The following is a 14,258-nucleotide window of genomic DNA, read 5'->3' as shown; positions in this document are numbered from 1 at the left end:
TTAATTCCGAATGATAAATTCATATGTGATAATTTTGCCTTGTCGTTCTAAATCCACTGTAATTTTCGGAGCCTGTTTGATTGAACCCCAAATTTCCAACATTTTCTCTGTTTCGTTGAGTGGCATTCCATTGACTCGTTTGATGATATCACCACCACGCGCGCCAAGTGAATAAAAGACATGGTCTTTTGCCACCTGATAGATTTTGTAACCCTCGATCTTTCCGTCTACCAAATGAGGGCCAAACCTTGCATTTTTGTAAATGGTGTTTGGGTCCTTTAACTTACGATTGACATCTTCTCTGGATAGAACTTTTTGAATGGTTTGGCTCGAAGGTCCCAAATTGGAGACGGCCGCTGCATCTTTTGGCCGGATTCTCTCTTTGGCTTGCGCTGGTGTTTCCCCAATATTGACACGAAGGCTGAGGCCCCCTTTTTTCAGCACCACATAGTGTTGTTCAATGGTTTGGACTTTGTAACCACCAACCATTTCTCCAACACTGTATTCTTCCGAATCGTTGTTTTGTTTTTCCCTGATAGTGACACGTGCAAAGGACCAGTGGCCTGACAAAGTACCCGTGACTAGCATTTGGTCATCATCTCCATTGTCTTGGGCAATTTCGGGATCAAGAGGACTTCCGTCCGCACCCCGTTTTGTGGCATCGTTTGGATCAAACACCTGCCCTCGGATGAGATTCCCAGTGACCATATCTTCATAGGTACTGACAGCTAGGATGACTTCCTGTCTTGTTTGTTTGGGGCGGACTTGGCTTCCCACATTCATTCCAGTTTCTGTGGAAAATAAAAGGAGGAGGACGAGTTTTAATAAATACGCAAGGGAAAACGAAAATAACAAAACCACCGGAATCAATGTTAAAAACTGACTCGTTTGGATTCTTTGAAGGATTAAATTCATGCTCCCCACAAATCGGAGAAAAACTCCGATTACATTCCGGCTACTTCAGATTTGGGAAGTTTTGTGACATGCTTTTCTGTCATGCCAAGAGCTGATTCAGGATTCATAATTTTCCCGTTTCGGAACACTTCAAAATGCAAATGTGCCCCAGTTGCAGTTCCTGTCCTACCGACAAGTGCTACCACTCTGCCCATCTTCACCGTTTCCCCAACCTCAACTAAAATCTGAGAACAATGGGCGTAAACTGTTTTATACCCATTTTTGTGTTGGATGGTCACGGAATTTCCATACCCACCGTTTCGGCCCGTAAATACAACTTCACCATCGGCAGCAGAAAGGACAGGTGCCCCTACTTTTGCAGCAAGGTCAAGACCTGAGTGGTACACTCGGTTGTATTTGTTAAACGGATCCACACGACGCCCAAAACGAGATGTAACTCGGCTTTGTGGTACAGGTAAAATGAAAATCTTTTTTAAAACAACTCTGGAAGAAGAAGCATTTTTGACTTGGACAGGCACTTCTAGTACTTGTCCTACCTTGAGTTGGTCACTAGAAAGGGAATTTGCTTTTTTAAGCTTAGCGACATCGATGGAAAAGGAACGCGCAATTTTTGAGAGATTGTCTTTTTTCTGGACTGTGTATTTTTTCACAACAATCCCTGATTCATGAACCACTGTGTTACTAACAACAGGGGAAACATCAATGTATTTGGGAAGGTCAAGAGAGGCTAGTTCCACTTCTTCTTCTTCCGATGTTTGGTTCACACCAACAGCGAACAATTTGTGAACTTCTGATTCTTGGGATTGGTTACTAAAAATGCGAAATACAGTTCCATCACCAGAAGGAAGGTTTTCATTGATTTCTTGGTGGATTTTTTGGAAAGGATTGGCAGAAACACCTGTTCCTACCATCAAAAACAAAACGAATGTTACCAACCGAAGAAACTTCACAGTTATCCTATCGGGAACTAAACCGAAGATTCTTGAATGAGAAAGAAAGAAAGCTGGAAAATCAAAATAATCGAACAATGAGAGCATCCCAAACCTTTATTTCTTTGTTTTTTTGGCGTTTTGTTCTACGAGTGTGAATTTTTGGTTCACCCACTCTTCCACGTCCGCCAAGTCATATTCTCTTTTTTTCACATCATCATTGATGATGTAGTCTGCTAGTTTTCCCACCGAAGACTCACGTGACTCTTGGATTGGGTATACCTTCAGTTTCAGAAGAGAGGGAGTTGATTCGATGTAGATCTTAACGAAGGTTCCTTTTTTCCAAACTTCCGTTTGGGAAAATTTGATCTCATCACGCAGTGCGTATGTTTTTCCATCATAGAATTCATTGATCTCCCTTAACTTTTCTTTTTTGATCAGCCGTTGTGAACACTGGCTGAACACAAGGACAAGAACGAGGGGAAATACACGAATGATACTACAAACCAAAGCAAACTCTCAGGAAAAGTCACCATGATGCCTTATTTATGAAAAGTCTTTTTTATTTTTTGGACCAAAAGCGATTCATTCTACCTCTTTTTCCTGTGGGCCCCAAACGAGCAGAAGTTGGAAGTTTGTTATACGAATGGAATGGAACAAGAGAAATCCAAGTGGAAGTTGGGATTAGGAGGGGTTTCCCCCATTTTCAAATCTTAGGCAATGTCACACAAGAAACAAAGGAGGCCAGAGACCGCATCCGTTTGGCTATAGAAGCCTCTTCCTTTGAATTTCCTATCGAAACCATCATCATCAATGTGAAACCCACTCACATCCAAAAGAAGAAGATCTCCCTAGATTTGGCAGTTGCGGTTGGAATCTTACAAGCAACAGACCAAATCCCGATTGCAAACCCAGATATTCTCTATTTGGGAAACTTGGGCCTCGATGGTAGCCTTGTGGGTGGGAAAGAACTACTACCTTTTCTTTGGCAAAGAGAAAAAGAAGAGAATAAAATCCTCTGTGTTCCGAATAACGTACGACTCTTTCCCTTACCAGAAGGTGAGTATTATTTCCTTTCCCACTTACAGGAATTAAAATCGATCGGGCAACAAACACCCGAAAAACGAAACCAATCTTTGGAAACGAATGACACACTGCTTTGGGAGGAAGTTCTCTTAAATCCTTATCAGATGAAAGTGTTCCAAGGATTGTTATATGCCATACTCGGTCACCACCATAGCATTTTACTCGGAAGTCCTGGTATTGGCAAAACCATGTTACACAGGTTACTCGAACCCCTACTTCCTCCTCGTTTACCGTCTTTTTCCAAGAACACAGGAAGTTGGACAACAAAAGGTGACTTTGAGATCCCCACAAACAAACCTCCCTTTCGTTCGCCCCATCATTCCACCACTGAAGTGGGTTTAATTGGTGGTGGCCTTCCCTACCAACCTGGCGAAATCACAAAAGCAGAAGGAGGGATTTTGTTTTTAGATGAAGCACTCGAATTTAAGGATCGAATCTTAGAAAGTTTACGGATGCCAATGGAAGATTCTTATTTAGAAATCACGAGGATGAATGAAGTGACAAAAATCAAAACAGATTTCACTCTCCTACTCTCTTCAAATCCATGTCCTTGTGGAAATTACCAAAGCCAAAACCACTGCCATTGTTCCTTACAAAAAATTCGTTTGTACCTTCAAAAAATTAGTGGAGCATTTATTGATCGTATCACTATATTCCAAACACTCTTTGAAACTTCAGATGAACGTAATATACGATTGGAAGAAATTCGATTAAAACAAATCGTAAAAGAAAGAATTATTTTTCAAAAGGAAAAAACCATTCCCTCCGAAGAACCAGTCTCTATAATGAAACTATTGGAATTGGGTAAAGATACAAAACATCTATCCTTACGAAAGAAAAAACAAATTGTTTCTCTCGCAAGGACAATTGCAGATTGGAACCTCTCCCCTAGAACAAAGGAAGTACATATTCAAGAGGCTTTGGATTATACTTTGGGATACCAGTGGATTTATAGCCTAGGTTGATTACTTGGAAATAAAATGTGATATTTCCATTGCAATCTTATTGATTGCATAATCCATATAGGCAGGATCATCGATTTTTTTCTTATAGGTATCAAATTTTTTTTGGATGGTAGATGCCATTCCCCTTTTGCGAAGGAGTACTGGATCTGGTCCAAATTCATCGGTTTCTGCTAAATTCCCAAATACACTAAATTGACTCATGTGGTTACTTCCTTGTAACAATCAAACTCTCATCCTTGAGAGCGTTTCCCTTGTGGGATACAAAACCAATCGGTTCGGTACAAAATTCCCTTGATGAAGTATTTAGAAGATTGACGAATAAAAACGCACTTCCTTTTTTTCGGTGATATGGAGCAAATTAAAGCTAGGTGTTAGGTGGTAAAAGGCAGGAATTTCCTGTAATAAATGGAAATACACCTTCCGCATTCGATCACGTTTTGTCTCATGGAGGCATTCCTTTGGATGAAACCCATTTTTTTCATTCCAAGTTTTGACTTCCGAACAATGAAGGATTTCGTTCTTTAGACTAATTATGTCAATTTCACCAATCCGTTTTCGGTAGTTTTGGAATAGAATCGTATGGCCTAGGGATTCTAAAAACTCGCAAGCACACTTTTCCCCGAGTTTTCCAATCGTCGTCTTATTCAAATTAAAAACTTTTTCATCAGTATCTCCTTTTCTAGAAAAAGAAAACATGATCGTATTACCAATCTCTAGTAAATTTGAGAGAATGGAATGGCTTGTTGGATGTACAAATTTAAATCTTTCATTAAATCTACAAATTCCAGATGTTTTAGCCGTTTGCCATCTGCATCTTTTGTGACACGGATAACAGGCCTTAGTGGTTTGTCTTTATTGGATTCAATCACCATACCCATTCTGAGGTCAGAAAGTACAACTCCGGACCCCACTGGGAACATAGAAAGTTTATTTAAAAAGAGCCTTACCATTTTTAAATCAAAACGGTTCACGTTTTCACTGATCATGATCTTCATCGCTTCATAAGGAAGGATGGCGGCACGGTAAGGCCTTGGGTGGATCATAGCTGCAAATTGGTCGGCAATCATAAATACTTTTGTGAGTTCTTCAATTTGATTGGCAAGGATTCGTTGTGGGTATCCTGATCCATCCACTGCTTCATGGTGTTGCAAAGCAACAATCGCAAGTGAGTTTTTTAATTTTAACCTTTGGGTGAGAATTTGATAACCAGTCACCGGGTGGCGTTTGATGGTCTTTAAATCCAGTTCCGTAAGATTGCCTTTTTTTTCAGAAACTTCTTCAGGGACAGTGACCATTCCGATGTCAGCAAAAAGAGAAGCAAGGGCTAAATCAATGAGTTTGGGTCTTGAGAACTCTAAGAAGTTTCCCAACATCACAGAAAAAAAGGTCGCATAACAAATGTGAGTGTAAAGGTAATACCCTGCGTGGGAATGAGACAAAAGTAAAATGGGAATCTGTGCGTTAGTTTTTGTATGATCGGCAATTCGTTCCGCTATTTCTCTGAACTCTCGTATTTCCGTATAACGTCCTTCCGATGCTGATTTATATGTTTTTTGAACTAAGTCAAAACAATCTTTGAATACTGCATTAAATTCAACTTTGGATGAATTGGCCTTTTCTAGAAGGTATTTGTACCGAGTGGAGTTTTCATCATCTTGGTAAAAAGGAAGGTTGGTATCAAAATAACCAGGCCCACTGGTAGCAGAGGATTTGTCATTTAGATCCGCTGTGACTTTTTCTCCATCGGTCAGGATAAACGTGATTCCAAATTGCACGAGACGGTCTAAGTCTTGTTGAGTAATAGGTTGGTCGGCTCCAACAAATACAGTATCCTTATCCAGGTAAAGAGACTTAGTAAACTTAGAACCAGCTTCTAAGTCACGTATGGATATTTTCCGCATAATTGCGTAAATCTTAGTAGGAAGCGTAGAAACATCAATTGTTTTTCTTTTCTCTTTCTAAAACCAGGATTCGAAAGACAGCTGCGACCACTTCATACAATTCTCTTGGAATTTCTTTCCCATTGGGGAGATGTTCTAGTGTACTTACCATCACTTCATCCCTCACAATGAAGACACCTGCCTCTTCTGCAATGCGAACTAAATGATTTGCCAAATTCCCTTCTGCTTTGGCGACAACTTTTGGCGCAATCTGTTCTTTGGGGTTGTAAGCAAGGGCTACCATTTTCCTTTTCATCTATAATCCCCGTTATAGGAAGATTGGTTCCATTCCTCAAAATTGATACTTCCAATTTGAGGGAAGTCCCGTAGTAAATCCTGTAACTTCTGTTTGAGGTCTCGTGAAACCGAATGAGTTTCTTCCTTTTCCTTTCCATGACCCACGAACTCGATATTCACAGGATTTTGGTTTTCTGGTTCATAATAAAAAAGAATGCCCAATGGACCAAACCCCAAAGCCTTCCAAAATACATAGAGCGTGAATCCTTTTTCATTTGGTTCCACGACCATCTCTAGGTTCTCTTTTTTTTCACGTTTATGAACGGATAGAAAATCTGTTCCCTTCGATTCTCCGAGGAAAAAATTCCAAATGCCTTTTAGGGAAGTAGGTTCACTGGTCCTGGAATCGTTTCCGCTATATTTTGTAAAACTTTCCCAACGCGATAATTCCTTGGCCTTGCCATTTGTAAAATGATGGGAAACAGTAAGTTTCTCCTTTGGTAAGGGTTTTTCGTTTCCAAGAATCTTCTCTAGGGAAAGATTCCCTGTTTGTTTTTGGATTTGGTTGTTTGGCTTTTTGACCAAACTTCGGTTTGTCTCTGATTCTTGTGGGACCTGTTTTCCGATCGAACGGAGGAGTTGGAAAAGGGTATTACCAGAAACATTAAGTGGGGAAAAGAGAGGGCTCACTTCCTTCCCTTCGGAGAAAATCACAAAAACTCAACCGATGGATGGGAGAAATTCCAAGTTTCCGAAGTGCGTCCCTGTGTTCTTCCGTACCATACCCTTTGTGTTTGGCAAAACCATACCCAGGATATTTCCGATCCATCTTTTCCATATATTCATCTCGGAAGGTTTTCGCAAGGATTGAAGCCGCAGAAATCGATGGTATTAAATCATCTCCCTTAGGAATTGATAGGTAACCTTCGATGGGGTTCGTGATTTTGAGTTTGTAGTTTCCGTCCAAAAAGAGAAAGGGTTTCTTTTCGAAAGTCGAAACGGGATCTAAACCTTTATTTTGGGAATTGGGGATCAGATTCCCAATTTGTTTGGTTCGTCCCATTGCGGACGAACCTTTCGGTAAGGCACGGTTTATCCCATAAAAGATAGCTTGGTTGATATTGAACTTGTCGATGTATTTAGAGCTAACAAAGGATACATGCCAATATTCGACGTGTTTTAAAATCTCCTTCCGGAGTTCGAGTCGTTTGGGTTCCGGGATTTTTTTAGAGTCGCGGAGGCCTTTTAAAATTTCACCCGACTGGATTTGTTTTAAAGTTTGGATGCCAAAGGATACACAACCGATGGAAACAGGTCCTGCAAGTGTGCCACGCCCCGCTTCATCAAAGGAAAAGCTGTTACAATCAGGGATTTGGAATTCAGGAAAAAACGGCCGTTTGATGGCCGTTAGATCGAAAGAAATTATGCGCTAGGTGCTTCTGCTGTGGCTGCTTTCGCTGCCTTAGAAGCTTCGTCCTGTCTCTTTTTATCTTTGGCAACAATTGCTTGTCCGCCTTTTCTTTCTTTGATACGTCCTGCTTTTCCTTTTTTATCTCGAAGATAAAAGAGTTTTGCACGACGAACAGATCCTTTCCGAACGAGTTCAATTTTTGCAATCCTTGGGCTATGGAGTGGGAAAATACGTTCCACACCGATATCGTAAGAAACACGTCTTACAGTGAAAGTTTTGCTTTGTGATTTGTTCGCAATAGAGATCACAACACCTTCGTAAACCTGAACACGTTCTTTTCCAGATTCAACGATTTTGTAGTGAACTTTTACAGTATCACCAATTTCGAAATTAAGTTCGTTCTTTGCTTCGCCTGCGAGTGCTGTTTCTAGAATCTGATTCATGGCTTCCTCTAAGAATGATTTCTTGTTTTGCGGTTTTTTTGCCGCCATTTCCGGATCTCTTCATGATGTCCACCGAGGAGCACGTCAGGAACAGTCCAACCCATAAAATCATAGGGTTTTGTATACTGGGGGTATTCTAATTCTTCCGTTTCGTTGTGCGATTCTTCGAGAAGGCTTTCTTCCTTCCCTAAAAACCCCGGTACAAACCGAGACAGGCAATCTGCCACAACGAGAGCAGCTAAATCCCCCGATGAAATAACATAGTTTCCAATGGCCACTTCCCTGTCAATTAAATGCTCCGTGACACGATGATCGACCCCTTCATAATAACCCGAAATCAAGGTAAAGGTATCAGAAGATTCAAAAATTTCACGGGCAAGGGTTTGGTTGAAAAGTTCGCCTGAGGGACTGAGTAAAATGACCTTACCTTTCTTTTCCCCAAGGGATTCCAGGGCACGGTATATGGGTCCCACCTGTAATAACATGCCTGGACCACCACCGTAAATGGTATCATCTACCTTTTGGTGTTTGTTGTCGGCAAAGTCTCGCAAGTGGACCGTGCTTATTTCCACAACCCCTTGTTTTACCGCTTTTCCAGGAATTCCAGTATCAAAATAAGATGTGATCTTTTCAGGGAAAAGGGTGATGAAATTAAACCTCAAACCACTGCTCCCATTGGATTATCTCAAGTGTTTTCCCTTCTAAATTCCAATCACCCACAAAACGATTGAGAAAGGGAACAAGGATGGTTTCCCCTTCGCCAGAAGTGGGTTTACATTCTAAGATAGGGTGTGCTGGGTTATCGATGACGTCAGTGACTTTGTAACCAAGTGGTGTTTTGGTTTCTTTGGAAATGGTTTCGAGACCAATTAAGTCTTCTGTATAAATTTCTCCATCGTTTGGTTTCGGAAGGTCTTCCTTTTTCCAAAGCAAGGAAAACCCACGATACTTCACAACTGTCTCGGGAGTGTCATACCCTTTGATCTTTACGAGATAATGATTTCCATTGGATTTGATTGATTCAATATCAATCGTTGCGGTTTTGCCAAGTGGATCTTGGACAGTGCAACTGGTAGGAGCTTTCAAGGATCTCAGTGTTTCCCCTTCTGTGAAAACTTTGATGAACCCTTTGATTCCATGTGAGGATCCAAAGACCCCCACTTTCACTAAACTTGGTTTAGTCGACAATTTCTAAAGTATAGTTTTTGCCTTGTTTGGTTCCCGCGGCTTGTAAGACCGTACGAAGAGATTTTGCAATCCTTCCGTTTTTTCCGATCACCTTCCCGAGGTCTTTTGGAGCCACCCGAAGTTCGATCACAGTTTCTTCCTCTCCGGGTACTTGGTTGACAGCTACCTGGTCTGGTTGGTCAACGAGAGATGTCACGATATAACGAACTAAGGAATCCATAAACAGACTAACCTTTGAATTTTGACCAAACGTCGTCTTTTTTCAAAAGAGCGAGTACAGTCTCAGTTGGTTGTGCGCCTTTTTTTAACCAAGAAAGAGTTTTTTCTTCGTTGAAAGTAGCTTTTTTAACAGCAGAAGCAGTTGGATGAAAGTGTCCGATCGCTTCGATGAACTTTCCATCTCGTGGAGCGCGAATGTCTGCTGCAACAATGCGATAGTGCGGGTCTGCTTTTGTTCCCGTTCTTTGTAATCTTAATTTAACCAAGGAAAAATACCCCTTTTCTAGCGAGTTTTTTAAATAGGGACGTTCTGTCAAGAGCGAGTTCTAGCACTTGCAGCAAGTTCCTTTAATTTTTTACCTTGAGCGTTAGGATCTCCCGTTTTGTAGAGCCCAGAGCCCACAACAGTGATGTCAACACCCAGTTTTGCGAGTTCTTCCATATTGGATTCGTTCACTCCCCCATCCACTTCCAGTTCGATATTGTATGGTTTTGTGAGTTTGCGAACCGCGGCGATTTTTTCAAAACCCGATTTCACAAAGGATTGCCCATAAAAACCAGGGTCCACTGTCATGAGAAGTACCAGGTCCAAATACGGTAAAATTTGTGAGATGGATTCAGGAGGAGTTTGTGGGTTTAAGGAAACACCCACTTTGATCCCTTGTTTTTTGATCTCTTCTGCAAGACGAACCGAGAAATTGGTCGTTTCAATATGGAAAGTAATGCAGTAAGGCTTCAGATCAAAGTATTTTGGAACATGGAGTTCAGGGTTACTCACCATGAGGTGAACATCCAGAGGGATGTCTGTGTGTGATTTGACTTCCTTTGTGAAAGCTTCCCCAAAGGAGATTTGTGGTACAAAATTCCCATCCATCACATCAATATGGATGAGATCAATATTCTCTTGTTTATATGTAGGTAGTTCCGAAGAAAGGCCAGTGAGTTTTGCGGCAAGAATGGATGCTGATATTTTCATCTTAGTATTGTCCTTTTAATTTCCAAACTTTGGCAACACCCGTTTCTTTTCCCAAAAGAGTGACTTTGGTATTGGCGAAACGATGGACAACCAAACGTACCATTTCATCTTCTTTTAGGCTTTGGCTTGTTAGAATTTCTTTTTCGATTTCTACGCCTTCACCAGGTTTGGTATAACTCACCTTAGCCGAATATACATCATCATCATCGATTTCGTATTCTAAAAATTCATAATCTTGGACAAGAGAAGTAGAAGGTTTGAGATAAAATGCTCCAATTTCAGCACCCGTTGGTTTTAATTCAAAGGAAGAAACAAGTCCATGCCCTTCACGAAACTCTGGTTTTGTGGCTTCTTTGATGCGGTAGGGAATTTTTTTCCTTTGTAGATAATCCACAGCAAAAGGCACGGGAATTCCAACTAACTTGGATTCATCGGAGCCGTCTTTTAAAGTTTGGCTCGTTTTTTTATCTGGATTTGTTTCTGTCACAAGGAGGTAAATTTTTTCACCTGAATGTGTTTCTTTTCCTGGTGCAGGGATTTGGTCAATGATGGTGTCAGCCGGTTCATCTCCCACTGCAGGAACATAAGTGATCCCACCAATTTGTAAGGGAACATAGACTTCACCAGATAATACTTTTTCCAAAATGGCCTTGGCACGTTTGAGATCTTGTCCTTTGACATCGGGGATAGTCACTCGGTCAAACCCAATGTTGACGGTAAGGTACAATTTGGATCCAGCCTCTACTTCTTTTCCCGCATCAATGGACTGGCTTAGAATGATCCCATCTGTTTTTTCAGGGATCCGTTCCGATTCCAATCGCACCTTGAGTTGCAAACGTTGGAGTTCGTTATGCACTTCAATGTAGTTTTTCCCAATCACATAAGGCATCATTACCTTTTGTTCTTCTTTGGTACGAACCACGACAACGAGGAAGGCAGCGACAAAAAATACTAAAAGTCCTAAGGAAACAAATAGAACATAACCACTGTAAGGTAAAATTTTAAGAAACTTTTCTTTCACGTAAATGATTCTCCGGCTAAAACCCGTGCCCCATTAAAAAATTCAAAACCTTTCATGGGTTTTTTCCCTTCGGGTTGTAAGGTATCTATACCAAGCAGGTTTCCGTCTCCACAGAGACAGAAAAGCCTTTTTTTCTGGTAGAGAAAAAAGGAACCCGGTTTTGCACCTTCTGGGATCGGGACCTCTTCTGCATTTTTGTCTAGCAAATCAGAGGAGACAAGGATGAGCTTTTTTTCCCGGAATTGAGTGGTTGCGAGTGGGTCTGGGTACAGAGCTCGGATTTGGTTGTGGATTTCCTTTGCCGATTTTTCCCAGAGAACTGGTCTATGGTTTGCCGTGATCTTTTGGCAATGTGTGGCTTCATTTGCATTCTGCGGGGATCCTTTCCAGCGGTCGCCAGTGGATTCCAAAGTTTTTAAGAGATGGATAATCGCTTCTCCCCCTAATGATGTGATCTTTTGCAAGAGAGATCCTGTTGTCTCTTCCTTTGGAATCTTCCAAGACTTTTGGGAAATGATATCGCCCGAATCAACTTCTTTTGCAAGGTATTGGATGGTAAACCCAGTGACTTCTTCTCCATGGAGGAGAGCACTTTGTACTGGAGAAGCACCTCTGTATTTGGGAAGGAGACTTCCATGTAAATTGATACTGCCCCATTTAGGATCCATAAACACTATTTCAGGCACGATCGAACCATAGGCATACACCACATGTACAGGTGACTTGTAGGAGAGAATTTGTGTTTGTGCTCCCTCATCGGTGCGAAGGCGCATCGATTGGATGATGGGAATTCCTCTTTCCTCGGCGAGGGTTTTTACAGGAGTGGGTGTGATGATTTGTTTTCGACCCACAGGTTTGTCCACATTGGTCACTACAAAATCCACATGGATCCCGGCATCAAGGATCATACGTAATAATTCTTTAGAATGTTCCGGGGAACCAAAATACCCAATTGAAAGTTTCATAACGATTCCTTATACAAGTTCCAAAGGATCTAAGTCATATTCAATATAACATTTAGAATCCACTTTGAAGTTTTGTTTTGTTTCTTTTAATAAAGTACGAAGTGCTAAAATCGATTTGCTTTTTAGCAAAATATGATAACGGAAGTTATTATCAATTTTATAAAATGGACATTGGCTTGGTCCTAACATGATAATGGAATCATCTTTTTTATCTTTGATGAGTTCGCTATAAAACACTGATTGTTTGTTTGCTACCTCTTCGTATTTAGAACGAAAGACTAGTCTTGCAAGCCTGGCAAAAGGTGGGTAAAACAAATCTTTTCTAAATTGTAATTCCCATTCAAAAAAAGCAGGATAATTTTGTTCCTTTGCCATTTTGAGTACAGGGTGTTCGGGATCGTTCGATTGGATGATCACCTCTCCTGGTTTTTCCCCTCGTCCGGCACGACCAGCCACCTGTGAGACAAGAGCATACGTTCTTTCGCTACTACGAAAATCCGGGACACCTAACCCATGATTGGCGTTCAGAATTCCAACCAAGGTCACATTGGCATAATCTAAACCTTTGGCGATCATTTGGGTTCCTGTCAAAATATCCAGTTCCCCTTCCCCTAATTTTTCTAATACGGATCTTGTTACATCTTTGTTTTTGGAACTGTCCTGATCAAGGCGTTCAATCCTTGCTTGTGGGAACAAAGAAAGTAAGTATTCTTCTAATTTCTGTGTCCCAGCTCCAAAAAGTTCCAAATCTTCACCCATCATTTGTTTTAAATTGCGAAAACTAGATTTATACCCACATAAATGGCAACGTACAGTTTGGTCGGAATGGAAACATAAAGTTGCTGTACACTTGGGACAATGTACAAACTCTTTTGTATTAGGTGAAAATATAAATGGATTATAACCACGCCTATTCAGAAGTAAGATGATTTGTTCTTTTTTTTTCAGGCGGTCAGCGATTTTAAATTGTAAATCGCCTACAATGAGATTTTTGTCCTCATGTTTTTCTGCCATTTCTACCTGTGGTAATTTTGCCAAAGGATTGGCTCGTTTTTCCAATTTCGAAAATCCAATTTGCCCTGATTTAGCCAGGTAATACAGTTCGACACTTGGTGTTGCCGAACCGAGTAAAAGTTTGCCTCCTGATTTTTGGATTCTTTGTAATGCGACTTGGCGGGCATGGTATCGGGGAGATCCGTTTTCTTTATAAGACCCATCATGTTCCTCATCCATGATGACAAGCCTTAGGTCAGAAACAGGGGCAAAAATGGCTGATCTTGTACCAATACAAATTCGTTTTTTCCCTTCCTTTAAATCCAAATAATTTTGAAATTTTTCTGAGATCCGTAAGTGAGAATGTAAAACTGCAACTTGACCAGGAAAAATGGTTTCGATCCTAGATATGGTGGGATAGGTAAGTGAAATTTCAGGTACTAGGAAAATGACAGTCCCTTTTGGTTCTTTCAAAATCTCCAACATCAAATGAAGGTATATTTCTGTTTTTCCACTCCCCGTAATTCCATATAACAAATGTGTGTTGGAAGAATTATTTTTTTTGATCTCTTGGAATGCTATTTTTTGTGGGTCATTTAACGGATGTAAAAGATCAGATTGGATGATTAATTCTTTTCCTTTTTCAGTTTTCCGTTTTTTACCCTTCGGAACCATTAGAAATAATGCTTCTCCAAGCGAAGAAAGGTAATGGTCAGCCATCCAAGTGGCTAAATCTAATTGTTCGTTTGTAAGAACGGGTTCTGTATCAATTTGTTTGAGAATGGTTAATGTTTCGTAATTTGGTTCGTTCCCATGGAGTTCAATGATAACTCCATCCCATTCCATTCCATTGAGTGGAACAAGGACTCTCATCCCTGGTTTTAAACCAGTCATCTCATTTGGGACTAAGTAAGTGAGGGTTTTACTTTCCCAAGATAAATTAAGAGCAATTTCCGCATATTGGATCATT

General features: G+C 40.7%; 19 protein-coding genes. 1 reads left to right on the top strand and 18 read right to left on the bottom strand.

Annotated elements, in window-relative coordinates:
• The 3 genes from DI076_RS06085 to DI076_RS06075 all read right to left on the bottom strand — a co-directional run bounded on the left by DI076_RS06085 (window position 1) and on the right by DI076_RS06075 (window position 2,339).
• Window positions 1-915, bottom strand: coding sequence for a general secretion pathway protein GspC (locus DI076_RS06085; RefSeq protein WP_108959075.1), 915 nt, complete (start codon window positions 913-915; stop codon window positions 1-3).
• Between the two features lie 29 nt (window positions 916-944).
• Complete coding sequence (locus DI076_RS06080; protein WP_245918298.1) at window positions 945-1,865, bottom strand: peptidoglycan DD-metalloendopeptidase family protein; 921 nt, start codon at window positions 1,863-1,865, stop codon at window positions 945-947.
• 96 nt (window positions 1,866-1,961) lie between these two features.
• On the bottom strand, window positions 1,962-2,339 hold the full coding sequence (locus DI076_RS06075) for a type II secretion system-associated lipoprotein (RefSeq protein WP_108959264.1): 378 nt from the start codon (window positions 2,337-2,339) through the stop codon (window positions 1,962-1,964).
• A gap of 74 nt (window positions 2,340-2,413) precedes the next feature.
• On the opposite strand from DI076_RS06075, the gene DI076_RS06070 reads away from it, so the two are divergent.
• Entirely contained in the window at window positions 2,414-3,895 is a 1,482-nt protein-coding gene (locus tag DI076_RS06070) for an ATP-binding protein (protein WP_245918296.1), read from the top strand.
• Here DI076_RS06070 and DI076_RS06065 read toward each other — a convergent pair whose 3' ends face one another.
• The 15 genes from DI076_RS06065 to priA all read right to left on the bottom strand — a co-directional run bounded on the left by DI076_RS06065 (window position 3,896) and on the right by priA (window position 14,257).
• Window positions 3,896-4,096, bottom strand: a complete 201-nt coding sequence (locus DI076_RS06065) for a hypothetical protein (RefSeq protein ID WP_012476271.1) — start codon at window positions 4,094-4,096, stop codon at window positions 3,896-3,898.
• 102 nt (window positions 4,097-4,198) lie between these two features.
• Window positions 4,199-4,591, bottom strand: coding sequence for a YraN family protein (locus tag DI076_RS06060; RefSeq protein ID WP_108959073.1), 393 nt, complete (start codon window positions 4,589-4,591; stop codon window positions 4,199-4,201).
• A 17-nt stretch (window positions 4,592-4,608) separates the two neighbouring features.
• Entirely contained in the window at window positions 4,609-5,796 is a 1,188-nt protein-coding gene (locus DI076_RS06055; protein WP_108959072.1) for an HD-GYP domain-containing protein, read from the bottom strand.
• Between the two features lie 34 nt (window positions 5,797-5,830).
• Window positions 5,831-6,091 (bottom strand): EscU/YscU/HrcU family type III secretion system export apparatus switch protein, encoded by a 261-nt coding sequence (locus DI076_RS06050; RefSeq protein WP_108959071.1) that lies wholly within the window; start codon window positions 6,089-6,091, stop codon window positions 5,831-5,833.
• Complete coding sequence (locus tag DI076_RS06045; protein ID WP_108959070.1) at window positions 6,088-6,762, bottom strand: hypothetical protein; 675 nt, start codon at window positions 6,760-6,762, stop codon at window positions 6,088-6,090. Before DI076_RS06045 ends, DI076_RS06050 begins: the two co-directional genes overlap by 4 nt.
• Window positions 6,737-7,378, bottom strand: a complete 642-nt coding sequence (locus tag DI076_RS06040) for a ribonuclease HII (RefSeq protein ID WP_245918316.1) — start codon at window positions 7,376-7,378, stop codon at window positions 6,737-6,739. Before DI076_RS06040 ends, DI076_RS06045 begins: the two co-directional genes overlap by 26 nt.
• Before the next feature lie 116 nt (window positions 7,379-7,494).
• The gene (rplS, locus tag DI076_RS06035) at window positions 7,495-7,926 is read right to left on the bottom strand and encodes a 50S ribosomal protein L19 (RefSeq protein ID WP_100728732.1); all 432 of its coding nucleotides are present in this window, start codon (window positions 7,924-7,926) and stop codon (window positions 7,495-7,497) included.
• A gap of 8 nt (window positions 7,927-7,934) precedes the next feature.
• Window positions 7,935-8,588 carry a tRNA (guanosine(37)-N1)-methyltransferase TrmD gene (trmD, locus tag DI076_RS06030; RefSeq protein WP_108959068.1) on the bottom strand — a complete coding sequence of 218 codons (654 nt, stop codon included), beginning with the start codon at window positions 8,586-8,588 and terminating at the stop codon, window positions 7,935-7,937.
• Window positions 8,578-9,114 (bottom strand): ribosome maturation factor RimM, encoded by a 537-nt coding sequence (gene rimM / locus DI076_RS06025; protein WP_245918295.1) that lies wholly within the window; start codon window positions 9,112-9,114, stop codon window positions 8,578-8,580. Before rimM ends, trmD begins: the two co-directional genes overlap by 11 nt.
• Window positions 9,104-9,334 carry a KH domain-containing protein gene (locus DI076_RS06020; RefSeq protein ID WP_012388646.1) on the bottom strand — a complete coding sequence of 77 codons (231 nt, stop codon included), beginning with the start codon at window positions 9,332-9,334 and terminating at the stop codon, window positions 9,104-9,106. Before DI076_RS06020 ends, rimM begins: the two co-directional genes overlap by 11 nt.
• Window positions 9,335-9,341: 7 nt before the next feature.
• Window positions 9,342-9,599, bottom strand: coding sequence for a 30S ribosomal protein S16 (gene rpsP, locus DI076_RS06015; RefSeq protein WP_100717122.1), 258 nt, complete (start codon window positions 9,597-9,599; stop codon window positions 9,342-9,344).
• A 47-nt stretch (window positions 9,600-9,646) separates the two neighbouring features.
• Window positions 9,647-10,309, bottom strand: coding sequence for a ribulose-phosphate 3-epimerase (rpe, locus tag DI076_RS06010; RefSeq protein ID WP_108959067.1), 663 nt, complete (start codon window positions 10,307-10,309; stop codon window positions 9,647-9,649).
• 1 nt (window position 10,310) lies between these two features.
• Window positions 10,311-11,330, bottom strand: a complete 1,020-nt coding sequence (locus DI076_RS06005) for a PASTA domain-containing protein (RefSeq protein WP_108959066.1) — start codon at window positions 11,328-11,330, stop codon at window positions 10,311-10,313.
• Complete coding sequence (fmt, locus tag DI076_RS06000) at window positions 11,327-12,295, bottom strand: methionyl-tRNA formyltransferase (protein ID WP_108959065.1); 969 nt, start codon at window positions 12,293-12,295, stop codon at window positions 11,327-11,329. The genes DI076_RS06005 and fmt overlap by 4 nt, the downstream gene beginning before the upstream one ends.
• A 9-nt stretch (window positions 12,296-12,304) precedes the next feature.
• Window positions 12,305-14,257, bottom strand: coding sequence for a replication restart helicase PriA (gene priA, locus DI076_RS05995; protein ID WP_108959064.1), 1,953 nt, complete (start codon window positions 14,255-14,257; stop codon window positions 12,305-12,307).
• Window position 14,258: the final 1 nt, after the last annotated feature.

The sequence above is a fragment of the Leptospira ellinghausenii genome, from assembly GCF_003114815.1.
GTDB lineage: Bacteria > Spirochaetota > Leptospiria > Leptospirales > Leptospiraceae > Leptospira_A > Leptospira_A ellinghausenii.
The sequence above is the reverse complement of the archived record's forward strand: the minus strand, read 5'-3'. Positions and strand labels throughout refer to the sequence as shown.

Bases quoted from the DNA above. Each gene is read 5' to 3' on its own strand.
- DI076_RS06085 (WP_108959075.1), bottom strand. From the start codon at position 915: ATGAATTTAATCCTTCAAAGAATCCAAACGAGTCAGTTTTTAACATTG.
- DI076_RS06055 (WP_108959072.1), bottom strand. From the start codon at position 5,796: ATGCGGAAAATATCCATACGTGACTTAGAAGCTGGTTCTAAGTTTACT.
- DI076_RS06065 (WP_012476271.1), bottom strand. From the start codon at position 4,096: ATGAGTCAATTTAGTGTATTTGGGAATTTAGCAGAAACCGATGAATTT.
- rpe (WP_108959067.1), bottom strand. From the start codon at position 10,309: ATGAAAATATCAGCATCCATTCTTGCCGCAAAACTCACTGGCCTTTCT.
- rplS (WP_100728732.1), bottom strand. From the start codon at position 7,926: ATGAATCAGATTCTAGAAACAGCACTCGCAGGCGAAGCAAAGAACGAA.
- DI076_RS06060 (WP_108959073.1), bottom strand. From the start codon at position 4,591: ATGTTTTCTTTTTCTAGAAAAGGAGATACTGATGAAAAAGTTTTTAAT.
- DI076_RS06050 (WP_108959071.1), bottom strand. From the start codon at position 6,091: ATGAAAAGGAAAATGGTAGCCCTTGCTTACAACCCCAAAGAACAGATT.
- DI076_RS06020 (WP_012388646.1), bottom strand. From the start codon at position 9,334: ATGGATTCCTTAGTTCGTTATATCGTGACATCTCTCGTTGACCAACCA.
- priA (WP_108959064.1), bottom strand. From the start codon at position 14,257: ATGATCCAATATGCGGAAATTGCTCTTAATTTATCTTGGGAAAGTAAA.
- fmt (WP_108959065.1), bottom strand. From the start codon at position 12,295: ATGAAACTTTCAATTGGGTATTTTGGTTCCCCGGAACATTCTAAAGAA.